20 protein-coding genes, 1 tRNA gene and 1 pseudogene are annotated in these 23588 nt (G+C 70.6%); 12 read left to right on the plus strand and 10 right to left on the minus strand.

Features of this window, described 5'->3' with window-relative positions; translation table 11 throughout:
- The first annotated feature begins 59 nt into the window (after window positions 1-59).
- The 7 genes from ACH4U7_RS04990 (at window position 60) to ACH4U7_RS05020 (ending at window position 7213) form a co-directional block, all read left to right on the plus strand.
- On the plus strand, window positions 60-569 hold the full coding sequence (locus ACH4U7_RS04990) for a hotdog fold thioesterase (protein ID WP_398526630.1): 510 nt from the start codon (window positions 60-62) through the stop codon (window positions 567-569).
- Between the two features lie 166 nt (window positions 570-735).
- Entirely contained in the window at window positions 736-1170 is a 435-nt protein-coding gene (locus tag ACH4U7_RS04995; protein WP_398526631.1) for a hypothetical protein, read from the plus strand.
- Between the two features lie 418 nt (window positions 1171-1588).
- Window positions 1589-2821: a branched-chain amino acid ABC transporter substrate-binding protein gene (locus ACH4U7_RS05000; protein WP_398526632.1), complete on the plus strand. Its 1233-nt coding sequence runs from the start codon at window positions 1589-1591 to the stop codon at window positions 2819-2821.
- A gap of 100 nt (window positions 2822-2921) precedes the next feature.
- Complete coding sequence (locus ACH4U7_RS05005) at window positions 2922-3854, plus strand: branched-chain amino acid ABC transporter permease (RefSeq protein ID WP_089511365.1); 933 nt, start codon at window positions 2922-2924, stop codon at window positions 3852-3854.
- A 13-nt stretch (window positions 3855-3867) separates the two neighbouring features.
- Window positions 3868-5607 carry a branched-chain amino acid ABC transporter permease gene (locus ACH4U7_RS05010; RefSeq protein ID WP_398526633.1) on the plus strand — a complete coding sequence of 580 codons (1740 nt, stop codon included), beginning with the start codon at window positions 3868-3870 and terminating at the stop codon, window positions 5605-5607.
- A gap of 5 nt (window positions 5608-5612) precedes the next feature.
- Window positions 5613-6500 (plus strand): ABC transporter ATP-binding protein, encoded by an 888-nt coding sequence (locus tag ACH4U7_RS05015; protein ID WP_398526994.1) that lies wholly within the window; start codon window positions 5613-5615, stop codon window positions 6498-6500.
- Window positions 6497-7213 carry an ABC transporter ATP-binding protein gene (locus tag ACH4U7_RS05020; RefSeq protein ID WP_398526634.1) on the plus strand — a complete coding sequence of 239 codons (717 nt, stop codon included), beginning with the start codon at window positions 6497-6499 and terminating at the stop codon, window positions 7211-7213. Before ACH4U7_RS05015 ends, ACH4U7_RS05020 begins: the two co-directional genes overlap by 4 nt.
- A gap of 93 nt (window positions 7214-7306) precedes the next feature.
- Here ACH4U7_RS05020 and ACH4U7_RS05025 read toward each other — a convergent pair whose 3' ends face one another.
- Window positions 7307-7501 carry a hypothetical protein gene (locus ACH4U7_RS05025; protein ID WP_089511369.1) on the minus strand — a complete coding sequence of 65 codons (195 nt, stop codon included), beginning with the start codon at window positions 7499-7501 and terminating at the stop codon, window positions 7307-7309.
- A 425-nt stretch (window positions 7502-7926) separates the two neighbouring features.
- On the opposite strand from ACH4U7_RS05025, the gene ACH4U7_RS05030 reads away from it, so the two are divergent.
- Together ACH4U7_RS05030 and ACH4U7_RS05035 are read left to right on the plus strand one after the other, a co-directional pair.
- Complete coding sequence (locus ACH4U7_RS05030; protein ID WP_398526635.1) at window positions 7927-8748, plus strand: BTAD domain-containing putative transcriptional regulator; 822 nt, start codon at window positions 7927-7929, stop codon at window positions 8746-8748.
- Complete coding sequence (locus ACH4U7_RS05035; protein WP_398526636.1) at window positions 8745-12488, plus strand: BTAD domain-containing putative transcriptional regulator; 3744 nt, start codon at window positions 8745-8747, stop codon at window positions 12486-12488. The genes ACH4U7_RS05030 and ACH4U7_RS05035 overlap by 4 nt, the downstream gene beginning before the upstream one ends.
- Here ACH4U7_RS05035 and ACH4U7_RS05040 read toward each other — a convergent pair.
- Window positions 12451-13083, minus strand: coding sequence for an ANTAR domain-containing response regulator (locus ACH4U7_RS05040; RefSeq protein ID WP_014180542.1), 633 nt, complete (start codon window positions 13081-13083; stop codon window positions 12451-12453). The genes ACH4U7_RS05035 and ACH4U7_RS05040 overlap by 38 nt on opposite strands.
- Before the next feature lie 96 nt (window positions 13084-13179).
- On the opposite strand from ACH4U7_RS05040, the gene ACH4U7_RS05045 reads away from it, so the two are divergent.
- Both ACH4U7_RS05045 and ACH4U7_RS05050 read left to right on the plus strand, forming a co-directional pair.
- Window positions 13180-13254, plus strand: a tRNA-Leu gene (locus ACH4U7_RS05045).
- A gap of 110 nt (window positions 13255-13364) precedes the next feature.
- Window positions 13365-13908, plus strand: a pseudogene (locus ACH4U7_RS05050) (transcriptional regulator).
- Between the two features lie 40 nt (window positions 13909-13948).
- Here the strand turns inward: ACH4U7_RS05050 and pyk are convergent.
- From pyk to ACH4U7_RS05075, 5 genes are all read right to left on the minus strand, one after another.
- Window positions 13949-15379 (minus strand): pyruvate kinase, encoded by a 1431-nt coding sequence (gene pyk / locus ACH4U7_RS05055; protein WP_398526637.1) that lies wholly within the window; start codon window positions 15377-15379, stop codon window positions 13949-13951.
- Window positions 15380-15534: 155 nt separating this feature from the next.
- Window positions 15535-16248, minus strand: coding sequence for an SIMPL domain-containing protein (locus ACH4U7_RS05060; RefSeq protein WP_398526638.1), 714 nt, complete (start codon window positions 16246-16248; stop codon window positions 15535-15537).
- Between the two features lie 126 nt (window positions 16249-16374).
- Window positions 16375-16830: an NUDIX hydrolase gene (locus ACH4U7_RS05065; RefSeq protein WP_398526639.1), complete on the minus strand. Its 456-nt coding sequence runs from the start codon at window positions 16828-16830 to the stop codon at window positions 16375-16377.
- The gene (locus tag ACH4U7_RS05070) at window positions 16830-18272 is read right to left on the minus strand and encodes a lysine N(6)-hydroxylase/L-ornithine N(5)-oxygenase family protein (protein WP_398526640.1); all 1443 of its coding nucleotides are present in this window, start codon (window positions 18270-18272) and stop codon (window positions 16830-16832) included. The genes ACH4U7_RS05065 and ACH4U7_RS05070 overlap by 1 nt, the downstream gene beginning before the upstream one ends.
- A complete protein-coding gene (locus ACH4U7_RS05075) occupies window positions 18269-19684 on the minus strand; it encodes a pyridoxal phosphate-dependent decarboxylase family protein (protein ID WP_398526641.1) in 1416 nt (471 codons plus the stop codon). The genes ACH4U7_RS05070 and ACH4U7_RS05075 overlap by 4 nt, the downstream gene beginning before the upstream one ends.
- Window positions 19685-20012: 328 nt before the next feature.
- Here ACH4U7_RS05075 and ACH4U7_RS05080 point away from each other — a divergent pair, with 328 nt between their 5' ends.
- Window positions 20013-20564, plus strand: coding sequence for a MarR family winged helix-turn-helix transcriptional regulator (locus ACH4U7_RS05080; RefSeq protein WP_398526642.1), 552 nt, complete (start codon window positions 20013-20015; stop codon window positions 20562-20564).
- Here ACH4U7_RS05080 and narI read toward each other — a convergent pair.
- From narI to narH, 3 genes are read right to left on the minus strand one after another with little or no spacing between them, the layout of a single operon-like run.
- A complete protein-coding gene (gene narI, locus ACH4U7_RS05085; protein WP_398526643.1) occupies window positions 20506-21267 on the minus strand; it encodes a respiratory nitrate reductase subunit gamma in 762 nt (253 codons plus the stop codon). The genes ACH4U7_RS05080 and narI overlap by 59 nt on opposite strands.
- Window positions 21264-21935 (minus strand): nitrate reductase molybdenum cofactor assembly chaperone, encoded by a 672-nt coding sequence (gene narJ, locus ACH4U7_RS05090; protein ID WP_398526995.1) that lies wholly within the window; start codon window positions 21933-21935, stop codon window positions 21264-21266. The genes narI and narJ overlap by 4 nt, the downstream gene beginning before the upstream one ends.
- Window positions 21936-21940: 5 nt before the next feature.
- Entirely contained in the window at window positions 21941-23587 is a 1647-nt protein-coding gene (gene narH / locus ACH4U7_RS05095; RefSeq protein WP_398526644.1) for a nitrate reductase subunit beta, read from the minus strand.
- Window position 23588: the final 1 nt, after the last annotated feature.

Raw genomic sequence — 23588 nt, forward strand, 5'->3', positions numbered from 1 at the left:
AGGATTCGGCCATCGACACAACGACGGCAGGACACCCGAGCGAAATGGAGCAGGACCCCATGGGCGAGCAGACCGGTGCGACCTTCCCGCAAGAGGTCATCGACGAGTACGCGGCGCTCGGCGTGGACCTCCCCGCGCTGTTCTCCGCCGGGCACCTCGGCACCCGCATGGGCGTGCAGATCCTCGAGGCCTCCGCCGACCGCGTGGTGGGCACGATGCCGGTCGAGGGCAACACCCAGCCGTACGGGCTGCTGCACGGCGGCGCCTCGGCGGTACTGGCCGAAACCCTCGGCTCGGTCGGCTCGATGCTCCACGGCGGCAGCGCCAAGATCGCCGTCGGTGTGGACCTCAACTGCACCCACCACCGCGGGGTCCGCTCCGGCCTGGTGACCGGCGTCGCCACGCCCGTCCACCGGGGGCGCTCCACCGCCACGTACGAGATCGTCATCACCGACGAACAGGACCGGCGCGTCTGCACGGCCCGGCTGACGTGCATGCTGCGCGAGGTGAATTCATCCGGAATGTTCGAGGCACTGACCAACCTACCCGAGGACGGCTCGGCGCGCTGAGGGCACTGACGGCCGCCGGGCGGGCCGACCACCCCACCGGCCATCTCGCCGGACCCGCCCGGCCCCGACCCCACACACAGCCCCCGCACGCCCCCGCCCCGCGGCCCGAACGGCCCCCGCGCGCAAGGCCGTTGCCCGCCCGCCGGAGCGGCTCTACCGTTTCCCCATGGGGGCATCGACCAGCCGATCGACCCGTACACGCATCCGCCCCGCCGCCGCCTGCGCCCTCGCGCTGACGCTCGCCGCGGCCGCGACCGCATGCGCCGAGCCGGAGTCCCACCCGGCGCCGGCCCCGCACACCTCGGCCAACGCCCCCACCGCCCCGGCGACTTCGCCGGTCCGGCTGTGCTTCAACCTCATCTCGTACTGGGCCGAGCAGGACCTGCTGGGCAGCAGATGGGCCGGGCTCGACTGGGAGCAGAAGGGGATGTCCAACCAGCAGTACGAGATCTACGACGACATCGTGCACGCAGCGCGCGCGGAGCGCGGGCGGCGCGGCACCGCCGCCGCCAAAGAGCTGATCAGGCGGGAGTCCCTGCGGCGCTGCACGGACGAGCGCGGCGCGACCCACAGTTCGGAGAACTGGCGCCCGCCGTCATGACCGACGGGCGTAACACTCCGTAACATTCATGCAATGCAAGACTAGGTATTGACTTAGACGGAGACCTGTAGTGTCGATCTTTTCGTGTACATGATCGCACGTCGGTCCGCACATTCATCGCCAGCCCCCCACACTGCTTAGCGGAACTGCAGATTCTCAGTATCCGGACCGCATAGATTACTGCCATATGCCCGATTCATCCCTTACGTTCCGCTACACGAACACGCCCCGGTGACTTGTGGCATAACAAGACAGTCACATCATGGCCTGCACCTCTGCCACCCGCTGCGTGACGCGCTTAGAGTCACAGCCAGTCACCACGTCGTCGGGTGTTAACCCAGCATCCGACGGCCGTTTCAGACCTCCGGCGAGGACACGGCACCCAGAAGTAGGGGGCCGGCCAGGGAAAGGATTCCTCGTGCGACACCGTTCCTTGCTCATCATCACGACCGCGATCACCGCGGGCGCACTCACCCTCAGCGCCTGCGGGTCGCGCGACAAGAGCGACAGCAGCGACGGCGACAACAAGAAGACCACCGTCGTCATCGGTGTCGACGCCCCGCTGACCGGCTCCCTGTCCGCCCTCGGCCAGGGCATCAAGAACTCGGTCGACCTCGCCACCAAGGTGGCCAACAAGAACAACGAGGTGCCCGGCGTCACCTTCAAGATCAAAGAATTCGACGACCAGGCCGTGCCCTCGTCCGGAAAGACGAACGCCACCTCGATGGTCGACGACGACGAGATCCTGGGCATGGTCGGCCCGCTGAACTCCGGAGTCGCCCAGTCCATGCAGGGCGTGTTCGCCAAGGCCGACCTGGCTCAGGTCTCCCCCGCGAACACCAACCCGGCCCTCAGCCAGGGCGACGACTGGGCCTCCGGCAAGAAGGCCCGGCCGTTCAAGACCTACTTCCGCACCGCGACCACCGACGTCATCCAGGGCCGCTTCGCCGCGCAGTACTACTACAACGACGCCAAGAAGCGGAAGGTCTTCGTCGTCGACGACAAGCAGACCTACGGCGCCGGCCTCGCCAAGATCTTCGCCCAGGAGTTCCAGCGCCTCGGCGGCAAGGTCGTCGGCACCGACCACCTGACCGTCAAGGAGACCGACTTCTCCGGCATCGCCGGCAAGGTCAAGTCCTCCGGCGCCGACTCCGTCTACTTCGGCGGCCAGTACCCCGAGGGCGGCCTCCTGTCCGACCAGGTCAAGCAGGCCGGGGCGGACGTCCCGATCATGGGCGGCGACGGCATCTACGACCCCGCCTTCATCAAGGCCTCGGGCACCAGCAACGACGGCGACTACGCCACCTCCGTCGGCTACCCCGTCGAGAAGCTGGCCTCCGCCAAGGCCTTCGTCAAGGACTACGCGGCCCAGGGCTACAAGGACCCCTACGCGGCCTACGGCGGCTACTCCTACGACGCCGGCTGGGCGATCATCCAGGCCGTCAAGGCCGTGGTGAACGACAATGACGGCAAGCTGCCCGACGACGCCCGCGCCAAGATCACCGAAGCCCTGAACAAGGTCTCCTTCGACGGTGTGACCGGCAAGGTCTCCTTCGACGAGTACGGCGACACCACCAACAAGCAGCTCACGGTCTACAAGGTCGTCAAGGGCGCCTGGACGGACGCGACGAGCCGGACCTTCAAGGACTGACCCCCAGGACTGCCTCGCAAGCACCAACCCCCAGCCGCGCGGAGGCGCAACAGCGCCCCCGCGCGGTGTCATATCCGACACGCTCATCGGAGGCCCTGCGGTGCACGAACTGCCGCAAACGCTGGTCAACGGCCTGACCCTTGGCGCCCTCTACGGCTTGATCGCCATCGGGTACACCATGGTCTACGGCATCGTCCAGCTCATCAACTTCGCCCATGGCGAGATCTTCATGATCGGTGGCTTCGGAGCCCTCACCATCTACATCTGGCTCCCCAGCGGCACCGCGCTCTCCCTGGCCCTGCCCCTCATGCTCATCGGCGGAGTCGTCGCCTCGGTGGCCATCGCCACCGCCGCAGAGCGCTTCGCATACCGGCCACTGCGCGGCGGGCCCAGGCTCGCCCCCCTGATCACCGCCATCGGCCTGTCCATCGCGCTGCAGCAGGCCGTGTGGGCCTTCTACCCGGACGCCAAGAAGCCGCGCAGCTTCCCCCAGTTCGAGGGCAAGTCCCTGGAGATCTTCAGCAATCTGCACATCCAGCGCGGCGATGTCTTCCTCCTCATAGCCGCCCCGCTGTGCATGCTCGCCCTGGGCCTGTTCGTCTCCAAGAGCCGCGCCGGACGCGCCATGCAGGCCACCGCGCAGGACCCCGACACCGCCAAGCTGATGGGCATCAACACCGACCGCATCATCGTGATGGCCTTCGCCATCGGCGGTGCGTTCGCCGCCGTCGCCGCGCTGGCCCACGGGCTGAAGTACGGCCAGATCAACTTCGAGATGGGCTTCATCGCCGGCCTCAAGGCCTTCACCGCCGCCGTCCTCGGCGGCATCGGCAACATCTACGGCGCCATGCTCGGCGGAGTCGTGCTCGGTATCGCCGAGGCACTGGCCATCAAGTACATCCAGGACATCCCCGGCATGGAACAGCTCGGCGGCGGCGCCTGGAAGGACGTCTGGGCCTTCACCCTGCTCATCGTCGTTCTGCTGGTCAGGCCACAGGGCCTGCTCGGCGAACGCGTGGCGGACCGGGCGTGAGGAGGGACCACACATGAGCACCGACACCAGCAAGACCACGGGTGAGAACACCCCCACGGACGGACGCGCCACCATGCTGCGCGCGATCACCGCCGTCGGCGGCCTCGCCACCTTCGTCTCCACCTTCCTCGCCTGGACCTGGACCGACGAGTTCCCCGGCGACCTCACCTTCAACGGCTACCCCGGCGGCCTGCAGATCCTCACCCTGGTGCTGGGCCTGCTCACCACCGTCTTCGCGCTCGCCTCCATGGACCTGCGCGGACTGCGCTGGCTCACCCCCGCCGGCTCCACCCAGGCCCTGCGGCTGATGGCCCTCGGCGCCTTCGCCACCACCTGGTTCACCGTCATCGCCATCGCAGTCGACCTCGGCGGCCTGGCCAACTGGGAACCCGGCGCCTGGGTCGCCGCCATCGGCAGCGCGATCCCCCTCGCGGCCCTCCTGATCCCGAACGACACCCGGCCGCTCAAGCGCCCGGCGGAGCTGCCCTCCTGGGCCGAGATCCTGATCATCGCCGCCGTCTTCGCGATCGGGCTCTACGTCGTCAACTACGGCATCCAGACCGACCCGGACCACCCCGAGCCGTTCCTCGGCTATCTGATCGCCGTGGGATTCGCCGCCGCCGCCCTCTTCAAGGCCGGGATCGTCGCCCGCATGGGCGCGCTCACCGCGAAGTACCGTTCCGTCACCCTCCTCGCGGCCCTGGTGACCGCGGTGGCCTTCCCGTTCACCCAGGACAAGGCCAGCTACACCGAGCTCGGCGTCAACATCCTCATCTTCGCGACCGTCGCCCTCGGCCTGAACATCGTGGTCGGCCTGGCCGGCCTCCTCGACCTCGGCTATGTCGCCTTCCTCGGCGTCGGCGCGTACACCGCCGCCCTGGTCTCCGGAGCCACCTCCTCCACCATCGACGTCCACTTCCCCTTCTGGGCCGCCGTCATCGCGGGCGCCGTCGTCTCCCTGATCTTCGGCGTCGTCATCGGCGCGCCCACCCTGCGGCTGCGCGGCGACTACCTCGCCATCGTGACCCTCGGGTTCGGAGAGATCTTCCGCATCGCCATGATGAACCTCGACGGAACCTCCGGCCCCTCCGTCACCAACGGCCCCAACGGCATCCCCAACATCCCGCCGCTGGAGATCTTCGGCTTCAACTTCGACGAAGACCACACCGTCCTCGGCCGCACGCTCGACTCCAACGCCAACTACTTCCTGCTGATGCTGCTGGTGACGGTCGTCGTCGTGCTCGTCTTCAGCCGCGCCGGCAACTCCCGCATCGGCCGCGCCTGGGTCGCCATCCGCGAGGACGAGACCGCCGCCACCGCCATGGGCATCAACGGCTTCCGCGTCAAGCTCATCGCCTTCGCCCTCGGCGCCACCCTCGCCGGTATCGCCGGCACCGTCTGGGCACACGTCCAGACCACCGTGGTGCCCGAGCAGTACGTCTTCGCCGGACCCGTGCCCCCCAACTCCACCTTCCTGCTCGCCGCGGTCATCCTCGGCGGCATGGGCACGATCGGCGGCCCCCTCCTCGGCGCCACGCTCCTGTTCCTGATCCCCAAGAAGCTGGAATTCCTCCAGGACTACCAGCTCCTCGCCTTCGGCATCGCGCTCATCCTCCTGATGCGCTTCCGCCCCGAAGGGATCATCCCCAACCGGCGTCAGCAGCTCGAATACCACGAGACGGGCCAGCTCGACGTCCCCGACCAGCCCCAGCTCTCCGGCAACGCCGTCGGCGTCACCAAGGCGGAGGCGTGACAGACATGACGACCACCACCTCTCCCGTGCTCAGCGCCAGCGGCGTGACCATGCGCTTCGGCGGACTGACCGCCGTACGCTCCGTCGACCTCACCGTCAACTCCGGTGAGATCGTCGGCCTCATCGGCCCCAACGGCGCCGGCAAGACCACCTTCTTCAACTGCCTGACCGGGCTGTACGTCCCCACCGAGGGCAGCGTCACCTACAAGGGCGGCGTCCTGCCGCCCAAGCCCCACCTGGTCACCCAGGCCGGCGTCGCCCGCACCTTCCAGAACATCCGGCTCTTCGCCAACATGACCGTCCTGGAGAACGTGCTCGTCGGCCGCCACACCCGCACCAAGGAGGGCCTGTGGTCGGCCCTTCTGCGCGGCCCCGGTTTCAAACGCGCCGAAGCCGCCTCCAAGGAACGCGCCATGGAGCTGCTGGAGTTCACCGGCCTCGCCGACAAGGCCGACCACCTCTCCCGCAACCTCCCCTACGGCGAACAGCGCAAGCTGGAGATCGCCCGGGCCCTGGCCAGCGACCCCGGCCTGCTCCTCCTCGACGAGCCCACCGCCGGTATGAACCCGCAGGAGACCCGGGCCACCGAGGAACTGGTCTTCGCCATCCGGGACCAGGGCACCGCCGTCCTCGTCATCGAGCACGACATGCGCTTCATCTTCAACCTCTGCGACCGGGTCGCCGTGCTCGTCCAGGGCCAGAAGCTCATCGAGGGCACCCCCGACGTCGTCCAGAGCGACGAGCGCGTCATCGCCGCCTACATCGGCACCCCCTTCGAGGGCGAGCCGGGCGGCGACGAGGTCGCCGAGGTCGAGGCGGCCGAGGCGCAGCAGGGCACCGGGCCGAGCGGGACCCCGAAGAGCACCACAGCACGTACGGAGGACGGACAGTGACCGCACTGCTCGAGGTCGAGGACCTGCGCGTCGCCTACGGCAAGATCGAGGCCGTCAAGGGCATCTCGTTCACCGTCGAGGCCGGCCAGGTCGTCACCCTCATCGGCACCAACGGAGCGGGCAAGACCACCACCCTGCGCACCCTGTCGGGCCTCCTCCAGCCGCTCGGCGGCTCCATCCGCTTCGAGGGCAAGCCGCTGAACGGGGTGCCCGCCCACAAGATCGTCGCCCTGGGCCTGGCCCACTCCCCCGAGGGCCGGCACATCTTCCCGCGCCTGACCATCGCCGAGAACCTTCAACTCGGCGCGTTCCTGCGCAAGGACGCCGACGGCATCGCCGCCGACGTACAGAAGGCGTACGACCTCTTCCCCATCCTCGGCGAGCGCCGCTCCCAGGCCGCGGGCACCCTGTCCGGCGGTGAGCAGCAGATGCTCGCCATGGGCCGCGCCCTGATGTCCCGCCCCAAGCTGCTCATGCTCGACGAGCCCTCCATGGGCCTCTCCCCGATCATGATGCAGAAGATCATGCAGACCATCGCCGAACTGAAGGCCCAGGGCACCACGATCCTGCTCGTGGAGCAGAACGCCCAGGCCGCCCTGTCCCTCGCGGACCAGGGTCATGTGATGGAGATCGGCAATATCGTGCTGTCGGGGACCGGCTCGGAGCTGTTGCACGACGAGTCGGTGCGCAAGGCATACCTGGGCGAGGACTGACGCCCGCGCCCGCCAGACGCGACGAGGGCCTGTCCGTACCGTGACGGTACGGACAGGCCCTCGTCTCATCCTGAAGAGCCAACAGCCCTTGGCTCAGGCCACACCGACCACCCGATACAGCGCGTAGAGGATCGTCGGCAGCACCCCGACGAACACCCCGAGCGCGCTGATCACCCCGGGCAGCCGCTGCGCCGTCCGCAGCACCCTGGCCACATAGCCGACCAGTACGAAGAAGGCCAGGATCACCACGACCCCGGCCAGCAACCACACAAGGGAATCCGGATACACCGCAGCACACGCTCCTTCGACTCTGCCTAGTCCAGCTCTCGGCACACGGACGCGAAGGACTCCACGCAGGCTCTTGGTAGGAGAGCCCGGAATCACGCACGACACGCGGCGAGTTGGACACGACGGTAGCCGAAGTAACCCCCGTTAGGCCAGAGTTACCTGGAAGCACAACAAGACAGGGCACCCCGGGCTACCACCCCCGGAGGCCCTGCCTGAGCGCACGCTGGACTAGGCATGTCGCAAGCGCACTGCTCAATCAGAGTGCCCGCCGCCAATAATCGATTGATGAACGTCCCGATGAGGCAGCTTCCTTGGCAGTTCCCCCGTACGCCACCATTTTCCGCTCTGCGTCTGCTCTCTACTCACTTAACGCCCACTAAGCGTACTGCTAGGCTGGCTTTCATCGATCGCCAATCACGGGAGGAGTGAGGGCGATATCCCTCCGATTCGGGCTTCTCGGGCCCGTACAGGCCGCCCACGACGGCGAGGACATCGGCATCGGCCCCCCACAGCGGCGGGCGGTGCTCGCCATCCTGCTGCTCTCGCCGGGACAGGCCGTCACCATCGCCACGCTGCGTGAGCGCATCTGGGCGGGTCCGCCTCCCGCCTCGGCCACCCAGGCGATCCACGTCCACATCCACCATCTGCGCCAGCTGCTGCGGCAGTTCGCTGATGGGACGACCGACGGTCCCCGCCTGGTCACCCACCCCGGACACGCCCCCGACCAGGTGAGCTACGTCCTGCACACCGCCCCGGCGACCGTCGATGTGCTCGTCTTCCGCCGCCTCCTGGAGGACGGCGAGGCCGCCCAGGGCGACGGCGACAACGAGATCGCCCTCGACCGCTACGACACCGCGCTGAACCTGTGGCGCGGCGAGCCGGTCTCCGACCTCCAGCCCTCCGCCTACGTCCGCAGCGTCCGCCTCAGCCTCGCCGAAATCCGCCTCGACCTCGGCAAGCGCCGCGCCGCCGCGCTGCTCGCCCTCGGCGCCGCCGCCCGCGCCACGGCCGAACTGCAGGACCTCCACACCCACCACCCCGGCGACGAAAGCATCGTCGTCCTGCTCGCCCGCGCCCTGCACGCCACCGGAGCCCACACCCGCGCCCTGCGGCTGGTGACCGATGAGCTGGAGCGCTGGGAGCGCGAATACGGCCTGCGAGCCCCCGCGCTCCTCGAACAGCGCGACAGCCTCGTCCACGGCGTCGGCGTCGCCCACGGCGTCGGCCCCGCCGGAGCCGCCCCATGAGAACCGAAGCGCGGCTCCTCGGCCCCGTCGAACTTCTCGTGAACGACACCGACGTCACCCCCACCTCGATACGCGCCCGCACCTTCCTCGTCTCCCTGCTGCTCCGCAGCGGACAGCCCGTCCCCGTGGAAACGCTCACCGAAGAGCTGTGGGGCGACTCCCCGCCGGCCACCGCCCGAGCCCAAGTGCACACCTACGCCAGCCGGCTGCGCCGGGACTTCTCCCGAGCGGGCGAGACCGGACAGGGCCTGCTGGCCACCCACCCCATCGGCTACACCCTCCTGATCGACCCCCAGCACGTGGACCTGTTCCGGTTCACCGCGCTGCTCGACGACGCCAGAACCCAGCTGACCGAGGCCCGTTACGAACGCGCCCACGACCTGCTGACCACCGCCGTGAAGATGTGGCGCGGCCCCGCCCTCGCCGGCGTCACCGCCAACTCCCGCCTCGCCGTGCCCGCACGGCGGCTGGAAGCCGAGCGCCTGGAGGCGCTGTCCCTGCGCATCGAGGCCGACCTTCGGCTCGGCCGACCCGGCCGGGTCATCCCCGAACTGCGCGCACTCGCCGACGAACACCCCCACCACGAACCGTTCCGCACCCAACTGGCCCAGGCCCTCCACGAGGCGAGCCGTACGACGGAGGCGCTGGACGTCCTGCGCGCGCTGGCCCCCGCCGCGAAGGGCCGGCCCACACCCGCGCCCCAGACCCCGCCCGAGCCCCCCTCCCCGGCACCCGCTCCCCCAGCCCCCCAGCCGCCCGCCCCACTTCCGCCCGCCATCGCGCTCCGCGGACCGGGCCACTCCGAACAGCTGCGCTTCTCCGTGCTCGGACCGGTCCGGGTCCGGCGAGGCGAGGAGCCGGTCAACACCGGCTCACCACAGCAGCGGGCGCTGCTCGCCGCGCTGCTGCTGCGCGGCGGCCGGACAGCGACCGCGCCCGAGTTGATCGACGCCCTCTGGGGCGAGGAACCGCCCCACGCAGCCGTCGCCGCACTGCGGACCTACGCCTCACGGCTGCGAAAGGCGCTGGGGCCGGACGTCGTGGTCAGCACATCGGGCGGATATGCCATCCGCGTCGAGGCCGGGGCGCTGGACGTCGACGTGGCCACCGAACTGGCCCCCGAGGCGGAGCGGGCGCGGCACGCCGGGGACATCACCCGCGCCCGCGACCTGCTCAACCAGGCGCTGGCCCTGTGGGACGGCGAACCGCTGGCCGGGTTGCCGGGTCCGTACGCGGACAACCAGCGCATCCGCCTCGAGGAATGGCGCCTCTCGCTCCTCGAAACGCGGCTCGACCTCGACCTGGAGCTGGGCCTCCACGCAGAGGCGGTCTCCGAACTGACCGCGCTGACCGCCGCGCACCCGCTTCGCGAGCGGCTGCGCGAGTTGCTGATGCTGGCGCTCTACCGCAGCGGACGGCAGGCCGAGGCGCTGGCCGTCTACGCGGACACCCGGCGGCTGTTGGCCGAAGAACTGGGCGTGGACCCATCAGCGGACCTCAGCGATCTGCAACAGCGCATCCTCCAGGCCGATTCGGCCCTCGCGGCCCCCGCGGAACACAGCCCGGCTCCCGGGCCGCCGGTTCCGGCGCAACTCCCCGCGACCGTCCCGGACTTCACCGGGCGCGCCGCCTTCGTCCACGAGCTCAGCGAACAGCTCGCCACGGCCGATGGCAGGATCATGGCCATCTCGGCCGTCGCCGGGATCGGCGGCGTCGGCAAGACCACACTCGCCGTCCACCTGGCGCACGCCGTGCGCCAGCAGTTCCCCGACGGACAGCTGTACGTCGACCTCCAGGGCGGCAGCCCCACCCCCGCCGCCCCCGAGACCGTGCTGGCCTCCTTCCTGCGCGCCCTGGGCACCCCCGACCCCGACATCCCTGACGGCATCGAGGACCGCGCCGCCCTCTACCGCTCCCTCCTCGGCGGCCGACGTGTCCTGGTCCTCCTCGACAACGCCCACGACGCCGCCCAGGTACGACCACTGCTGCCGGGCACGGAGGGCTGCGCCGCCATCATCACCAGCCGCGTCCGCATGGTCGACCTGGCGTTCGCCCACCTGGTCGACCTGGACGTCATGAGCCCCGAGGAAGCACTCGCCCTCTTCACCCGCATCGTCGGCGAGGAACGGGTGCGCGCAGAGCGCGAGGCCGCCCTGGACGTGGTGGCCGCCTGCGGGTTTCTGCCCCTGGCCATTCGCATCGCCGCCTCCCGGCTCGCCGCGCGCCGCACCTGGACCGTGTCCGTCCTGGCAGCCAAGCTCGCCGACGAACGGCGGCGGCTCGACGAACTGCGGGCGGGCGACCTGGCAGTCACGGCCACCTTCCAGCTGGGCTACGGACAGTTGCAGCCGTACCAGGCCCGCGCGTTCCGGCTGCTCGGGCTCGCGGACGGCTCGGACATCTCCCTCCCGGCGGCAGCCGCCCTGCTCGACATGGACGTGCACAACACCGAGGACGCGCTGGAGTCCCTTGTCGACACCTCGCTGCTGGACTCCGCCGCCCCCGGCCGCTACCGCTACCACCACCTCGTACGCCTCTTCGCACGGGCCTGCGCCGAACGCGACGAACAGCCGCCGGAGGACCGGGAGGCGGCCCTCTCCCGGCTCCTCGACTTCTACCTCGCGACCGCCGCCCGGGCCTACGCCCAAGAGCGGCCCGGCGACCGCCTCGTCGACCACCTGACGCCCACCGACCACCCCGGCCTCGACTTCCTGGACCGGACCGCCGCACTCGACTGGCTCTACGGCGAAGCCGACTGCCTGCTCGCCTGCGTCGCCCAGACCGCGGCCGCCCCCGCCTCCGACACGGCGCTGCGCCGCGCGGCCGATCTCCTGCTGACCACCTCCGACCTCGCCGAGTCCGGAGCCCACACCCGACAGTACGAAGCCGTGGCCGTCGCGCTCGGCGAGGCCGCAGTGGCCGCCGGGGACCTCCAGGCCGAGGGCCGCGTCCGGACCGCGCTGTCCCGGGCGCTGAGCCTGCGCGGAGACTACGAGCAGGCAGACGAGCAGGCGCGGCACGCCATGGCCGCCGGCCTGGCGGCAAAGGACCTCGGTATCGCCGGCCACCTCCTGAACCAGCGCGGCACCACCGCGCTCAGCCTGGGGCTGGTCAGGGAGGCGGAGGCCCATCTGAGCCAGGCCATCGAGGCCTTCCAGGCCGCCGACGACCGGCCGGGCGAAGCGGGGACGCTGGTCAACCTGTCGCGTGTCCACCTGACGCTGGGCCGTATGGCCAGCGCAGTCGAGCTGGCTCGGCAGGGAGTCGCGCTATACGAGAGCCTGGGACTCACCTCGCGCCTCGCGGGCGGAAAGTACGCCCTGGGAGTCGCACTGACAGCGGCGGGGCACGACCCGGAAGCGGTCGGGCAACTCACGCACGCGCTCGGCCACTTCCGCGACAGCCGTCAGCGCCTCTGGGAGGGCACCACCCACTACCGGCTGGCGGAGGCCCACCTGGCCATGCGCCGCCCGGCGCAGGCCGCCGCGCACGCCGAGCAGGCACTTACGACGGGCGTCATCGGCGGCGAATGGCGCCGCGCCACCGTCCTGACCGTCCTCGGCAGGGCTCTGACGGAGCTCGGCCACGCCGACCGCGCCCATGCGTGCTGGCGCGAAGCGCTCGCCATCCACGAGCGGCTGGGGGCGGCGGAGGCCGAGGACGTACGAGCGCTCCTCGGCGAGCTCGCCCCTGCCGCTGCTACTACTGCTGCTGCTTCTTCTCCGCCGCGTCCTCGATGACCGCCTCGGCCACCTGCTGCATGGACAGCCGGCGGTCCATCGAGGTCTTCTGAATCCAGCGGAACGCGGCGGGCTCCGTCAGCCCGTACTGCGTCTGCAGAATGCTCTTGGCGCGGTCCACCAGCTTGCGGGTCTCCAGGCGCTGGGCGAGGTCGGCGACCTCCTTCTCCAGCGTCTTCAGCTCCGTGAAGCGGGAGACGGCCATCTCGATCGCCGGGACCACATCGCTCTTGCTGAACGGCTTCACGAGGTAAGCCATCGCCCCCGCGTCCCGGGCCCGCTCGACGAGTTCGCGCTGCGAGAACGCGGTGAGCATGAGGACCGGGGCGATACGGTCGGCGGCGATCCGCTCGGCGGCGGAGATCCCGTCGAGGACCGGCATTTTCACATCGAGAATCACCAGGTCAGGACGGTGCTCCTGAGCGAGCGCGACGGCCGTCTCGCCGTCGCCCGCCTCGCCGACGACGGAGTACCCCTCCTCCTCGAGCATCTCCTTGAGATCGAGGCGGATCAGGGCCTCGTCCTCGGCGATGACCACGCGGGTGGTGTGCGGGGGGACGTGCGACTGCGCGTCGGGGGCGTCAGTGGTGCTCAATGTGCTCCTCGCTCCTTAACAGGTGGGGCACCACGAGCCTACCTAGCTGCGGTAGGGTGGATGCGCAGCGGGTCGTTGGTGACCTTCGAACCGCAAGCCCCGGTAGCCCAATTGGCAGCAGGCAATGGATTCAAAACCCATACAGTGTCGGTTCGAGTCCGACCCGGGGCACTTTTCCTTCGATTCCAAGGTCACCACCGGATCGTCACTCCTTCACTCGATAACGTGAACGTTCTTTCGAACGGGCGTCTGGCGGGCGAACGCCAGCCAGGCTCGTCAGTGTGTACGATCTTGAAACGCGCAAGCACGCTCTCGCTCTCGTCGCCCAGGGACGCAGCCTCAACTCCGTAAGCAGGCAGACCGGGATATCGCGATCCGCGATCCGTCGGTGGCAGATCAACATTGAACCTGTTTCGCGCAATGCAGAATGCCCTAGATGCTCGCCTGAGGGGCATCTGTCGGACGTTGCCGCCGCATACGTATACCTGCTCGGCCTGTACCTCGGCGATGGCCATATCATCCATTACCGCAAGCATCGGGCTCCCAGCCTTTCCATCGCGTGCAGCAACTCATGGCCCGGACTCATCGACGCCGCCGAGATATTGGACGACGCAGCGTGTCGGTGGCGCACAGAAGCGCTACGAATACCCCAGATACTTCTTTACGAACGCGTCCGATGACATCATCAAGCTCTTCACCGACGCGCTCGACACGGTCGGGGTCGAGTGGAAACCCACACACCAGAACCGCACGGTAAAGAACATCTCCGTCGCCAAGCGCGCCTCCGTCGCCCTCATGGACACCCGCATCGGGCCGAAGTACTGAAGCGCACCCAGCACTCCGTACCCCGGCCCAAATCAGCCCCCTACCTCAAGTCCGCCTCGCCGATGTGGTGCACCCGCACCAGGTTGGTCGAGCCGGAGACGCCGGGCGGGGAGCCGGCGGTGATGATGACGAGGTCGCCCTTCTGGCAGCGGCCGATCCGTAGCAGCTCCTCGTCGACCTGGGCGACCATCTCGTCCGTGGAGTCGACCATCGGACCGAGGAAGGTCTCCACGCCCCAGGTGAGGTTCAGCTGGGAGCGGGTCGCCGGCTCGGGGGTGAAGGCGAGGAGGGGGATGGGTGAGCGGTAGCGGGAGAGGCGGCGGACGGTGTCGCCGCTCTGGGTGAAGGCGACCAGGAACTTCGCGCCGAGGAAGTCGCCGATCTCGGCGGCCGCGCGGGCGACCGCGCCGCCCTGGGTGCGGGGCTTGTTGCGCTCGGTGAGCGGGGGGAGGCCCTTGGTGAGGAGGTCCTCTTCGGCGGCGGCGACGATGCGGTCCATGGTCTTGACCGTCGCGATCGGGTATTTGCCGACGCTGGTCTCGCCGGAGAGCATCACCGCGTCCGTGCCGTCGATGACCGCGTTGGCGACATCCGATGCCTCGGCGCGGGTCGGGCGGGAGTTCTCGATCATGGAGTCGAGCATCTGGGTCGCGACGATGACCGGCTTCGCGTTCCGCTTGGCGAGCTTGATCGCGCGCTTCTGGACGATCGGCACCTGCTCCAGCGGCATCTCCACGCCCAGGTCGCCGCGGGCGACCATGATGCCGTCGAAGGCGTCGACGATCCCTTCCAGGTTCTCGACCGCCTGCGGCTTCTCGACCTTGGCGATGACCGGGAGCCGGATGCCCTCTTCCTTCATGACGCGGTGCACGTCGACGACGTCGTTGCCGTTGCGGACGAAGGACAGGGCGATGATGTCGGCGCCGGTGCGCAGCGCCCAGCGGAGGTCTTCGATGTCCTTGTCGGAGAGCGCCGGGACGGAGACGGCGACTCCGGGGAGGTTGAGGCCCTTGTGGTCGGAGACCATGCCGCCTTCGATGACGATGGTGTGCACCCGGGGGCCCTCGACGTCCACAACTTCAAGGGTGACCCGGCCGTCGTCGACGAGGATGCGCTCGCCCCGGCTGACGTCGGTGGCCAGGCCCTTGTAGGTGGTACCGCAGCGCAGGCGGTCGCCCTCGATGGGTTCGACGGTGATGGTGAACTCGTCGCCGCGTTCAAGGAGTACGGGGCCTTCGTGGAAGCGGCCGAGACGGATCTTCGGACCTTGAAGGTCGGCGAGGATGCCGACGCTGCGACCGGTTTCGAGCGAGGCCTTCCGGACTCGCCGGTAACGCTCCTCGTGCTCGGCGTAGGTGCCGTGGCTGAGGTTGAAGCGGGCCACGTCCATTCCGGCTTCGACGAGTGCCTTGATCTGCTCGTACGAGTCGGTTGCTGGCCCCAAAGTACAGACGATTTTTGCTCGGCGCATGCGGCGAGCCTATGACTTACCGGCGGGTAAAGAACCGGGAACCAGCCACTCCCCCATGGCCTTTAGGTGGCCGGTCGTCGACAACTAATGAAACGTGCGCGGGCGTGCTCCGATGAGCGGTTTATATGACCCGCGCACGTCCATGCGCGGGTCGCTCAAAGTTGCGGGGGCGACATCGTAAAGCGGGCGTTGACCTGCGCGTATACGGTCTGGCGCTGGGGTTCGAGGTCCAGGGCGGGGGCGGCCTGGGGCGCGCCGCCGTAGCCGGCGGAGCGCGAGGCCGCCGCGTAGGCGACGGGGTAGGGCTGGTTGGCGTTCTCCGAGTCGAGGTCGGCGAGCTCGACGAGGGCGGTGAGCCGGGCGTCCAGCGCGCCCGCGTATTCGCGGGCGCGCTGGACCGCCTCCCGTACGGCCTGGCGGCGCGCCTCGGCGTGGGCGGGCGAGTCGGGGCGCAGGGCCCAGGAGGGGCCGATGACCTGGGTGAGTTCCAGGTCGGCTAGGCGGGTGCTGAGCTCGCCGAGCGCGGTGAAGTCGGCGATGGTGACGGAGAGGTGGACGCGGCCGTGGTAGGCGTGTATGCGCTCGTGACGGCCCTTGGCGGTGAGCTGCGGGGTGATGGCGAAAGCGCCGGTCTCCAGCTTCTCGACCGCCTGGCCGTAGGACTTCACGAGGTCGAGGACCTGGGCGTTGCGGCGGGTGAGGTCTTCGAGGGCGGTGCGGCGGTCGCTGCCGCGCGCGCTGACGGTGATGCCGAGGTGGGCGATCTCGGGGTCGACTTCGAGGCGGGCCTCGCCGCGGACCGCGACGCGCGGGGTTTCGGGGGTGCCGTAGGGCAGGGCGGTCGTGGGCTGCGGGGAGGCGTGGTCCATGGGTGGCTGCTCCTTGCGGGCGGGTGAGAGGTGTGGTTCTTGGGGTGGTGGTGCGGTTCTTGGGATGGTTGTTGCCGTGGGCCTGTTGTTCAGCCCGGTGTCCGTGAGCCGGTCGCAGCCGCCTCGTCAGGCCGGCGTCTGGACCCTGCCCTGGGCGGGCCGTGTCCGGTGCAGCGACAGGGCGATGTCCACGAGCGGGACCCGGGGCAGCTCGGCGACGCGGTCGAGTTCGATCCAGGCGGCCTGGTCGGTGGAGCCATTGATCTCGTTGCGCAGCTGCCCGCCGACGATATGCGCGGTGTAGACGACGCGCAGGCCGTGGAAGTCCGCGTCGCGGCCGCGGCGGCGGGCGTAGCGGTGGTGGACGGAGTCGATGCCGAGGAGGTCGTCTATCTCGACGGTGTAGCCGGTCTCCTCCTCGACCTCGCGGATGGCGGCGTCGTACGGGTCTTCGCCGTGCTGGATGCCGCCGCCGGGCATCGTCCACAGTTTGCTGTCGGGGCCCACCCATCGGGCGAGGAGGATTCTGCCGTCCTGGATGCAGACGGCGTAGGCGGCGACTCGGAGTTGTCTGTTGGCCATCACCCAAGGATGGCCCGGGTGTCGGATGATCGAAAGCTGTCGCGCTGTTCGGGGAGGTGTCCGGCGGCGCTGCCGGGGTGGGTGGGCTGGAGGCCGAAGGTGGTGAAGGCGGTGCGGGGCGGGAGGGGGTAGACGGGTTCGGTGGTCAGTGAGTTGAGGATGACGGCGGAGCGCCAGGCGGCGAGGCCGAGGTCGGGGGCGCCGACGCCGTGGGCGTGGCGCTGCGCGTTCTGGACGTAGATGGGGCCCTTGACGATGGGGTCGAGGACGATGCGGTGGTGTTCGTCGACGCGGGGGCGCTCGCGGGAGTCGCGGCGGATGTAGGGGTCGAGGGCGGCGATGATGGTGTCGATGCGCCGTTCGCGGTAGCCGGTGGCGAGGACGACGGCTTCGGTGATGTGGCGGCTGCGGGCGCCCTGTTGGGCGTGTTCGAGGTGGAGTTCGAGGCGGGCGGCGGCGGTGCGGCCGGCGGTGCGGACGGTGACGCCGGGGGTGAGGACGGTGTCGGGCCAGCCGCCGTGCCGGGTGCGGCGGTAGAGCTCGTCGTGGATGTCCGTCATGGTGTCGTGGGCGATGCCCTTGTAGAGCTGCCATTGGCGGGGCACCAGTTGGTCGCGTACGCATTCGGGCAGGGCGTGGAAGTAGCGGGCGTAGTCGGGGGTGAAGTGTTCGAGGCCGAGCTTGCTGTATTCCATGGGGGCGAAGGCGGGGGTGCGGGTGAGCCAGTGGAGTCCTTCGGCGCCCGGGGGCCGGTTGCGGAGCAGGTCGAGGAAGACCTCGGCGCCGGACTGGCCGGAGCCCACGACGGTGACATGGCCGGTGGCCAGCAGCGCTTCGCGGTGTTCGAGGTAGTCGGCGGAGTGGATGACGGGGACGCCGGGGGTGTCGACGAGGGGACACAGGGGCGCGGGGACGTGGGGTTCGGTGCCGACGCCGAGGACCAGGGCGCGGGCGTAGCTGCGGCCCATGTGGCGGGCCTCGCCGGTGGCGTCGAGTTCGGTGAAGTCCAGTTCGAAGAGCAGGTGGTCGTGGTTCCAGCGGACGGCGTCGATCTGGTGGCCGAAGTGGAGGCCGGGGAGGTGGCGGCTGACCCAGCGGCAGTAGGCGTCGTATTCGGCGCGTTCGATGTGGAAGCGCTCGGCGTTGTAGAAGGGGAAGAGCCGTTCGTGGGCCTTGAGGTAGTTCAGGAAGGTCCAGGGGCTGGTGGGGTTGGCGAGGGTGACGAGGTCGGCGAGGAAGGGGACCTGGACCTTGGCGCCGTCGATGAGCAGGCCGGGGTGCCAGTGGAAGGCGGGGCGCTGTTCGTAGAAGGCGGTGCGCAGGCAGGGGATGCCCTGGGCGAGGGCGGCCAGGGAGAGGTTGAACGGTCCGATGCCGATGCCGGCGAGGTCCAGGGGCTGTTCGGGTCCGGCGGCGGGGGTGGGGGGTTGGGCGGTGCTCATGGGGTGCTGCCTTCCACGAGTGCGACCAGCGCCCGCAGGTCGCTGGGCTGGGTGTGCGGGTTGAGGACGGTGGCCTTGAGCCAGAGCCCTTCGTATGTGGTGGCGCGGCCGAGGACGGCCCGGCCCTCGCGCAGGAGGCGGCGTCGTACGGCGGCGACGGCGGCCGGGTCGGCTCCGGCGGGCCGGAAGAGGACGGTGCTGATGGCGGGGCGGGCGTAGAGGTCGAGGCCGGGGCGGGAGTCGATGAGGTCGGCGAGGTGCTGGGCGGCGGCGCAGGCTCGTTCGACCAGGTCGCCGAGGCCGCGGCGGCCGAGGGCGCGCAGGGTGACGGCGATTTTGAGGATGTCGGGGCGGCGGGTGGTGCGCAGGGAGCGGCCGAGGAGGTCGGGGATGCCTGCGGCGGTGTCGTCGTGGGCGTTGAGGTAGTCGGCGCGGTGGGCGAGCGGGGCGAGGACGGCGCTGTCGGGGACGGCGAGGAGGCCGGCCGCGGCGGGCTGCCAGCCGAGTTTGTGCAGGTCGAGGGCGGTGGTGCGGGCCCGGTCGAGGCCGTGGAGCCGGGTGCGGAGGGTGTCGCTGAACAGGAGCGGCCCGCCGTAGGCGGCGTCGATGTGGAGGGTGGCCGCATGGCGGTCGCAGAGGTCGGCGATGGGTGGCAGGGGGTCGATGGCGCCGGTGTCGGTGGTGCCCGCGGTGGCGACGACGAGTACGGGGTTTGGCGGGCCGGGCAGTTCGGCGAGGGTGTCGTGGAGGCGGGCCGGGTCGAGGACGCCGGTGGGGGTGGGGATGGTGAGGGGCGCGGGGAGGTTGAGGAGCCAGGCGGCGCGGTGGACGCTGTGGTGGGCGTTGGCTCCGCAGACGATCCGCAGGGGGGCGGTGGCGCCCGCGGTGCGGGCGGCCTCGCGGGCGAGCAGCAGGGCGAGTTGGTTGGCCTCGGTGCCGCCGGTGGTGGCGAGGGCGTCGGGGTTCGGGCGGTGGGGGTGGACGAGCCGGGCGAGGGCGCGGCAGGTGAGCGTTTCGAGTTCGCCGGCGGCGGGGGCCTGGTCCCAGGAGTCGAGGGAGGGGTTGAGGGCGCTGGCGGCGAGGTCGGCGGCGGCCGCGACGGCGAGGGGCGGGCAGTGCAGATGGGCGGTGCAGTGTGGTTCGGCGGGGTCGGCGGCGCCCGCGGCGAGGGCCCGGACGAGGGTGTGCAGGGCCTGGTGGGCGCCGGTGCCGACGGTGGGGAGGACGGGTTCGGCCGCGGCCTGTACGCGACGGGCGACGGCCCTCGGGCCGCCGGGCGGGAGCGGGCCGCCGCGGTCGGCGGCGCCGGTGGCGAGGGCATCGAGGACGGTGTCGAGCATCGGGCGGAGCGCGCGCGGGCCTTCGGTACCACCGGCCAGGAGGCGGGCGGTCGCGGAAGCGGGCACAGGCATGGGTGTGCCCCTCGTCTCGAGGTCGGGCAGGGGAGCGGTCCTGGCGATGTCTCAAAAGCGGCGCCGGGCCGCCCGGGGGGCGGGTCCCACGGCCTCGGTGAGCGGACCGGGCGCGCGGGACAGGCGAAACATCTGGACTCGGGGCCTAAAGTACTTTGCGCACAAGCGGTTCGGCCTGTCGTCGCGACAGATCCACTCGTACGTGGTAGTGCCGGTGCGTGAATTGATCGCAGCGGCCGGCCCACACGGCGAGGTGGCGTGATGAAGCGCGGGCCCGGCTTCCGTAAGATGCCCGGGCACAGAAACGTCGAGCGGACCAGGGGGCGACGTGGACCGGCAGCCGGACGACAGCGGCCTGGCCGAAGAGCTCATCACCTCGATGCTGGCCACGACGCGGCTGCTGGTGGCGATCTCCGCGCGGGCGCTCGCCTCGATCGACGAGACGCTGACGGCGACGCAGCTGCGCGCCCTGGTGGTGCTGGACAGCTGTGGCCCCGCGAAGCTGGCGGCGCTGGCGTCGGGGCTTGGGGTCAACCCGTCCACCGCCCTGCGGACGGTGGACCGGCTGGAGTCCCTGGGCCTGGTGGACCGGCGGGTCAATCCGGACAGCCGCCGGGAGGTGGTGCTGCGGGTGACCGACCGGGGCGCGGAGGTGGTGGCGCGGGTGGTGGAGTACCGGCGCGCCGAGATCTCCGTCCTGGTGGACCGGCTGCCCGCCGAGGTGCGGGCCGGTCTTGCGCGTGGTCTGCGGGCGCTGAACGCGGTGGCGGATGAGCCGGATCTGCGTGCGGCGGGCCCGTCCGGGGCCGGGCCCGCCCGGGTCAGTGATGTGCTCGCCGCCGCTTCCGGGGAGGTGCGTCCGCGCCGTCCGGCCCGGTGAGCGCCGGGTGGCGGTACGGCCGGGCCGGGGTGCGGGAGCGGTAGACCACGTACGGCCTGACCAGGTAGCCGAGGGGGGCGGCGAAGGCGTGGACGAGCCGGCTGAAGGGCCATAGCGCGAACAGCGCCAGGCCCAGCAGGGCGTGCAGCCGGTAGACGACGGGCGCGTGGGACATGGCCGGGACATTGGGGTCGAGGGTGAACAGGCTGCGGAACCAGACGGATACGCCCTCCCGGTAGTCGTAGGCGTCGTCGCCCACGCCCGTGGCGGTCGCGGTGAGCCCGGCCAGCAGGACGGCGGCGAGCACGGGGTAGACGGCCCGGTCGCTTCGGCTGGTCGCCGCCCGTACGGCGGGCACCCGCAGCCGCCGGTAGAGCAGCAGCCCCAGGCCGGCGACGGTGGCCAGACCCGCGGTGCCGCCGACGAGCAGCGCGTTGGCGTGGTAGAGCCCTTCGCTGACGCGCAGCCGCTCGGTCAGCGATTCGGGGACGATCAGGCCGACGACATGGCCCGCGGCGACGAACAGCAGCCCGAAGTGGAAGAGCGGGCCGCCGATGCTCAGCAGACGGTGTTCGTGCAGCTGGCTGGAGCGGGTGGTGAAGCCGAAGCGGTCGTAGTGGTAGCGCCAGGCGGCGCCCGCGACGAAGAGGACGAGCACGAGGTAGGGCAGCACGCCCCACAGGGCGATGTTGAGGTGGTTCATCGGCCGGTTCCTCCCGGAAGGTGGCCGGCGCGCTCGGGGGCGGCGGCGAAGGGGGCCAGGCCGACCGCTTCGGCGGGCGGTCCGCTGCGGGCGAGCGCCAGGGCCGTGGCGCGGTCGGCGGGCGAGGCGCCGGGCAGGGTGTCGCAGACCGCGCGCAGCACATCGGCGTAGGGGCTGTCGTGGTCGGCCAGGGCCATCCTCAGCAGCTCGATCGCGGGGCGGTGTTCGCTCAGCAGCCGCGTCCCCGGGGCGGGGCAGCGGGCGGCGAACTCCAGGGCCAGGGGCAGATGGTCGGGCAGTTCGTCCTCGGGGGGCTCCCAGCCGTGGGCGCGGTAGCGGGCCTTCCACTCGGCGAGCGAGCCGCCGCGGCGCCGGGTGTCGCCGTCGGTGTAGTAGGTGAGGTGCAGGGTGCGCCGCCGGCTGCGGTCGAAGGTGACGACGTAGCGGGCGGCCAGGTCGAGTACGGGGATGTCCCGTACGGCGGCGCAGAACCGCAGCAGCGGTGCGGTGCCTGGGCCGGTCACCTCGCCGAGGGCGTCGTGTACCAGGGTCAGGCGGGCGGGCCAGTTCCGGTCGGGGTAGCCCAGGAGGAGGGCGGCGGCCTGGTGCACGGCGGGGGTCGCCGGGCTCAGCGGGGTCAGCGGGCGCGGCGGCTGCGGCGGCTTCACTGGGGTCACCGCTGCTCCTCGGCGCGGCTCGGGAACAGTCCGCTGGGGCGTCCGCGGCCGTTCCAGTTGAGCAGGTTCAACCGGCCGGCGAGCCCCGACCCGGCACCGGCACCGGCGGGGGCGGGCACCGGCGGGGCGTGGAAGTCGTCGGCGCCGGGGAAGCCGTCCGGCATCATGCCGGGCAGCCCGTCCACGTCCAGGCTGCAGGTGTCGGTGGGCCCGTCGTGGCCCGAGCCCGCGGCGTAGCCGGTGGGGATGACGTACCGCTCGTCGTACTTGGCCAGGGCGAGCAGCCGGTACATGGCCTCGATGGTCTCCTGGTCCATACCGACCGCGCGGGCGATCGCGGGGTCCTGTTCCTCGCCGAGGTTGTTCCGCCGCATATGGCTGCGCATGGCGGCGAGCCGGCACAGGGCGGCCTCGACCGGTTCCGGGTCGCCTGCGGTGAACAGTTCGGCGAGGTACGAGACGGGGATGCGCAGGGCGTCGATGGCGCCGAAGAGGTTGGCGGGCTCCTCGCCGTCGTGGCCGGTGGCGGTGAGCGCGTCGACGACCGGGGAGAGCGGGGGGATGTACCAGACCATGGGCATGGTGCGGTATTCGGGGTGCAGCGGCAGCGCCACCTTGTACCGGGTGATCAGCGCGTGGACCGGGGAGCGGCGGGCGGCCTCGATCCAGTCGTGCGGGATGCCGGACTCCTCGGCGGCGCGGACCACTTCCGGGTCGTCGGGGTCGAGGAAGCAGCCGAGTTGGGCCTCGTACAGGTCCTTCTCGTCGAGGACTGAGGCGGCCTCGCCGACCTTGTCCGGGTCGTAGAGCAGTACGCCGAGGTAGCGCAGCCGGCCCACGCAGGTCTCGGAGCAGACGGTGGGCTCGCCGGCCTCGATCCGCGGGTAGCAGAAGGTGCACTTCTCGGCCTTGCCGCTGCGGTGGTTGAAGTAGACCTTCTTGTACGGGCAGCCGCTGACGCACATCCGCCAGCCGCGGCAGCGGTCCTGGTCGACGAGGACGATGCCGTCCTCGACCCGCTTGTACATCGCGCCGGAGGGGCAGACGGCGACGCAGGAGGGGTTGAGGCAGTGTTCGCAGATGCGCGGCAGGTAGAACATGAACGCCTGCTCGTACTCCAGCCGCACCTTCTCGGTCATCTTGGCGAGGACCGGGTCGCCGGCGAGGTGTTCGGGGCCGCCGCCGAGGTCGTCGTCCCAGTTGGGGCCCCAGGTGACGGCGGTGGGGCGGCCGTCGATGAGGGAGCGGGGCGGGGCGGTGGGCAGGTCCTCGCCGAGGGGGGCGGTGGTGAGGTTGTCGTAGTCGTACGTCCAGGGCTGGTAGTAGTCGTCGAGGGAGGGGAGTTCGGGGTTGGCGAACAGGCGGGCGAGGCGGCGGGCGCGGCCGCCGGTGCGCGGCACGAGCCGGCCGCCCTTGAGCTGCCAGCCGCCCTTCCACTTGTCCTGGTCCTCGTAGCCGCGGGGATACCCCTGGCCGGGGCGGGTTTCGACGTTGTTGAACCAGACGTATTCGGTGCCGGACCGGTTGGTCCAGGTCTGTTTGCAGGTGACCGAGCAGGTGTGGCAGCCGATGCACTTGTCGAGGTTCATGACCATGGCGACCTGGGCCATCACCCTGGGGCGGGACGGCTGGCGGCGGGGCATG

The sequence above is a fragment of the Streptomyces sp. NPDC020845 genome (assembly GCF_044334165.1).
GTDB lineage: Bacteria > Actinomycetota > Actinomycetes > Streptomycetales > Streptomycetaceae > Streptomyces.

Bases quoted from the DNA above. Each gene is read 5' to 3' on its own strand.
- ACH4U7_RS04990 (WP_398526630.1), top strand. From the start codon at position 60: ATGGGCGAGCAGACCGGTGCGACCTTCCCGCAAGAGGTCATCGACGAG.
- ACH4U7_RS04995 (WP_398526631.1), top strand. From the start codon at position 736: ATGGGGGCATCGACCAGCCGATCGACCCGTACACGCATCCGCCCCGCC.
- ACH4U7_RS05010 (WP_398526633.1), top strand. From the start codon at position 3,868: ATGAGCACCGACACCAGCAAGACCACGGGTGAGAACACCCCCACGGAC.
- ACH4U7_RS05015 (WP_398526994.1), top strand. From the start codon at position 5,613: ATGACGACCACCACCTCTCCCGTGCTCAGCGCCAGCGGCGTGACCATG.
- ACH4U7_RS05035 (WP_398526636.1), top strand. From the start codon at position 8,745: ATGAGAACCGAAGCGCGGCTCCTCGGCCCCGTCGAACTTCTCGTGAAC.
- pyk (WP_398526637.1), bottom strand. From the start codon at position 15,379: ATGCGCCGAGCAAAAATCGTCTGTACTTTGGGGCCAGCAACCGACTCG.
- ACH4U7_RS05060 (WP_398526638.1), bottom strand. From the start codon at position 16,248: ATGGACCACGCCTCCCCGCAGCCCACGACCGCCCTGCCCTACGGCACC.
- ACH4U7_RS05065 (WP_398526639.1), bottom strand. From the start codon at position 16,830: ATGGCCAACAGACAACTCCGAGTCGCCGCCTACGCCGTCTGCATCCAG.
- ACH4U7_RS05070 (WP_398526640.1), bottom strand. From the start codon at position 18,272: ATGAGCACCGCCCAACCCCCCACCCCCGCCGCCGGACCCGAACAGCCC.
- ACH4U7_RS05075 (WP_398526641.1), bottom strand. From the start codon at position 19,684: ATGCCTGTGCCCGCTTCCGCGACCGCCCGCCTCCTGGCCGGTGGTACC.
- narI (WP_398526643.1), bottom strand. From the start codon at position 21,267: ATGAACCACCTCAACATCGCCCTGTGGGGCGTGCTGCCCTACCTCGTG.
- narH (WP_398526644.1), bottom strand. From the start codon at position 23,587: ATGCCCCGCCGCCAGCCGTCCCGCCCCAGGGTGATGGCCCAGGTCGCC.